Raw genomic sequence first — 3835 nt, forward strand, 5'->3', positions numbered from 1 at the left:
TCGTCTTTAGACGACTTTCGCTATTAGACTCAGAATTCATTCTGAGGCGGGCTAGATGAGAATGAAATAGCCCTGATTAGTCATTAGTCATTAGGCATAGGTTATTTTCCTCATCCCCCTCATCCCCTCATCCCCCTCATCCCCCTCATCCCCTCATCTCCTCATCTCCTCAATAGCAATCTCAATGCCAACCATAAGTAGAAGTTCTCATCTCGCTTCAGAGGGCTAAAACCATCCAACGATATACTAGGCATGGGCATTAGCAACAAATCTTCAATCAAGCGTCATCTGGGCAAAAATTAAAAATGGGTGAATTTACAGGTATTAATTCAACTAATAGTTGTAATTCACTATGACTTGATGTCTTAAAGAGTGGAAACATGAACTCAGGAATTGACCTCCAAGGAACTTTTATTGAATCCCTCCGGGATTTAGGTATACCAGCAGGAACAGCCAAAGCGATTTGGATGCCACTGCCAATGATACTGATGCTGATTGGGGCAACAGTGGGGGTATTAGTTGCTACTTGGCTAGAACGAAAAATTTCCGCCGCCGCACAGCAGCGAATTGGGCCGGAATACCAGGGGCCTTTTGGGTTGCTGGTACCTGTAGCGGATGGTTTGAAGTTGGTATTTAAAGAAGATGTAGTACCAGCCAAATCTGACCCTTGGCTGTTTACCCTTGGGCCAATTATTGTTGTGATTCCGGTGTTTCTGTCATTCCTGATCGTCCCCTTTGGGCAGAACATCGTAATTAGCAATGTGGGCATGGGCGTATTCTTGTGGATTTCCTTGTCTAGCATTCAACCCATTGGCTTGCTGATGGCTGGCTACGCATCTAATAATAAATACTCCCTCTTAGGGGGGTTGCGGGCAGCAGCGCAATCTATTAGTTATGAAATTCCTTTGGCGTTGGCGGTGTTAGCGATCGCTATGATGTCTAATAGCCTCGACACCGTTGATATTGTCAATCAACAGTCTGGCTACGGCATACTGGGCTGGAACATTTGGCGACAACCAATCGGTTTCCTGATCTTTTGGATAGCCGCCCTAGCTGAATGCGAACGATTACCCTTTGACTTACCCGAAGCGGAAGAAGAAATCGTCGCAGGCTATCAAACTGAATATTCAGGTATGAAATTCGGTCTTTTCTACCTGGGTTCTTACGTTAACTTGATCCTTTCTTCCCTACTAGTAGCAATTCTCTACCTGGGCGGTTGGGACTTTCCCCTTCCCCTCAACCTCATTGCTGGTTGGGTGGGAGTCAGTGAACTAAATCCCGTGTTCCAGATAGTAACTGCTGCTTTAGGGATCACCATGACCGTGTTCAAAGCCTATTTACTAGTGTTTGTCGCCATCCTGTTGCGCTGGACAGTGCCACGAGTACGGATTGACCAACTGTTAGATTTAGGATGGAAGTTTTTATTGCCAGTTGGTTTGGTTAATCTCCTATTAACTGCCGCCCTGAAACTAGCCTTTCCCTTCGCCTTCGGTGGTTAGTCATTAGTCATTAGTCATTAGTCATTGGTCATTAGTCATTAGTCATTAGCTTTGGACAAATAACAAAGGATGAATGACTAAGGACAAATAACAAAGGACAAATGACTAAGGACAAAAGACAAATAACACTGATAGCTTAAACACAGAGAGTGAAACACAATGCTAAAGTTCCTGAAACAAGTTGGTGATTACGCCAAAGAAACGGTACAAGCTGCGCGTTACATTGGTCAGGGGCTTTCTGTTACCTTCGATCACATGCGGCGGCGTCCGATTACCGTACAGTACCCTTACGAGAAACTGATTCTTGGCGAACGGTTTCGCGGTAGAATTCACTTTGAATTTGATAAGTGCATCGCCTGCGAAGTCTGTGTTCGCGTTTGTCCAATTAACCTGCCTGTAGTAGATTGGGAATTCGACAAAGCCAGCAAAAAGAAAAAACTCAACCACTACAGCATTGACTTTGGAGTTTGTATCTTTTGCGGTAATTGTGTGGAATTTTGCCCCACTAACTGTCTATCTATGACAGAAGAGTATGAGCTTTCCACTTACGATCGCCATGAATTGAACTATGACAACGTAGCGCTAGGTCGTCTGCCCTACAAGGTAACAGATGACCCAATGGTTACACCACTGCGCGAACTAGTTTACCTACCCAAAGGCGTCCTCGAACCACATGGACTACCCGCAGATGCACCGCGTGCTGGTGCGCGTCCAGAAGACCTGGTAGAACAAACAGAAAAATAAATGTAATTTGTCATTTGTCCATTGTCCTTCGTCTTTTGTGCAATGACAATTGACCAATGACTAATGACCAATGACTAATGACTAATGACCAATGACTAAGGACAAAAAACAGTGAATCTAGCGGAAGGAGTACAGTTTGTATCACTTGGCATACTAGGCGTGATGATGATTGGGGCGGCCATTGGTGTGGTGCTGTTCTCCAACATCGTCTATTCTGCCTTTTTGCTGGGGGGTGTGTTCATCAGCATAGCGGGAATGTACCTGTTGCTAAATGCTGATTTTGTTGCAGCTGCACAAATACTGATTTACGTTGGAGCGGTTAACGTGTTGATTTTGTTTGCCATTATGTTGGTGAACAAGCGGCAGAATTTTGTAGCATTTCCCAACTCTTGGGTGCGGAAACTACTAACAGGTATAGTCAGTGTCGGATTGTTCGGTCTTTTAAGTACGATGGTGCTGGCTACTCCTTGGGCTTACTCAGCTGCTCCTGTGGTGGGTGGTAAAAGTTCTATAGTTTTAATTGGAGAACATTTCTTCACTGACTTTTTACTGCCTTTTGAACTGGCTTCCATTTTGCTGCTGATAGCGATGGTAGGAGCAATTATTTTGGCACGCCGCGAGTATTTGCCAGACCTATTGACACCATCCAAACTGGGGCAAACTGTTTTGACTTTGCAAGAACGCCCCAGAGAGCTAGTATCAACAACCAGCGAAATAAAAGAGTAATATTTGTGACCAGAGTCGCAAATATACAGCCTATTTTTTCAGGAGGGATACCCAAATTCATGCAACTCCAGTACTTTTTATTACTAGCAGCAGCTTTATTCTGCATCGGCATCTATGGTTTAATTACCAGCCGCAATGCTGTGCGGGTGCTGATGTCAATTGAGTTACTGCTCAATGCTGTTAATCTGAATTTAATGGCATTTTCCAATTTCCTCGACTCAACATTAATTAAGGGTCAGGTTTTCACAGTATTTGTGATTACCGTGGCCGCAGCCGAGGCGGCGGTGGGTTTAGCGATCGTGCTTGCCATTTATCGCAACCGCGATACCGTCGATATGGAGCAGTTTAATCTCCTAAAATGGTAATTGTGCGTGCAACTCAAGCAGGTAATCATTGCTTATAAAGCACGGGATGCCCGGAGTAAAGAATGGGCAGAAATCTGTGCTAAACAACTAGAAAGCCGCGAGTGCCAAGTGTTGATGGGGCCAAGCGGCCCGAAAGACAACCCTTATCCTGTCTTTTTGGCTTCGGCGGCTCAACCAATTGATCTCGCCTTGGTACTCGGTGGCGATGGTACTGTTTTAACAGGTGCCAGACATTTAGCCCCAGCTGGCATCCCGATTCTGGGAGTGAATGTGGGAGGTCATCTGGGGTTTTTAACTGAGTCAGTGGAAGAGTTTCAGGATACTGAGAAGGTTTGGGATCGACTGTTTGAGGATCGCTATGCTATCCAACGACGGATGATGTTACAAGCTGCGGTGTATGAGGGTCACGGGTCTAATTTGGAACCAGTGAGTGAGCATTATCTGGCTTTGAATGAGTTTTGTGTCAAACCCGCCTCCGCAGACCGGATGATTACTTCAATT

5 protein-coding genes are annotated in these 3835 nt (G+C 45.2%); all 5 read left to right on the top strand.

Annotated features, from left to right (window positions below):
* Nucleotides 1-380 precede the first annotated feature (380 nt).
* The gene (nuoH, locus tag LC574_RS30425) at nt 381-1499 is read left to right on the top strand and encodes an NADH-quinone oxidoreductase subunit NuoH (protein ID WP_229457327.1); all 1119 of its coding nucleotides are present in this window, start codon (nt 381-383) and stop codon (nt 1497-1499) included.
* Nucleotides 1500-1658: 159 nt separating this feature from the next.
* Nucleotides 1659-2243, top strand: a complete 585-nt coding sequence (gene ndhI / locus LC574_RS30430) for an NAD(P)H-quinone oxidoreductase subunit I (protein ID WP_104906370.1) — start codon at nt 1659-1661, stop codon at nt 2241-2243.
* 111 nt (nt 2244-2354) lie between these two features.
* The gene (locus LC574_RS30435; protein WP_368736754.1) at nt 2355-2969 is read left to right on the top strand and encodes an NADH-quinone oxidoreductase subunit J; all 615 of its coding nucleotides are present in this window, start codon (nt 2355-2357) and stop codon (nt 2967-2969) included.
* Nucleotides 2970-3028: 59 nt separating this feature from the next.
* Nucleotides 3029-3334: an NADH-quinone oxidoreductase subunit NuoK gene (nuoK, locus tag LC574_RS30440; protein WP_006199065.1), complete on the top strand. Its 306-nt coding sequence runs from the start codon at nt 3029-3031 to the stop codon at nt 3332-3334.
* Nucleotides 3335-3340: 6 nt separating this feature from the next.
* The coding region (locus LC574_RS30445; RefSeq protein WP_229457328.1) for an NAD(+)/NADH kinase at nt 3341-3835 on the top strand (495 nt) is incomplete at its 3' end.

The organism is Nostoc sp. CHAB 5715 (assembly GCF_020829685.1).
In the GTDB taxonomy this organism is placed as follows: domain Bacteria; phylum Cyanobacteriota; class Cyanobacteriia; order Cyanobacteriales; family Nostocaceae; genus Nostoc.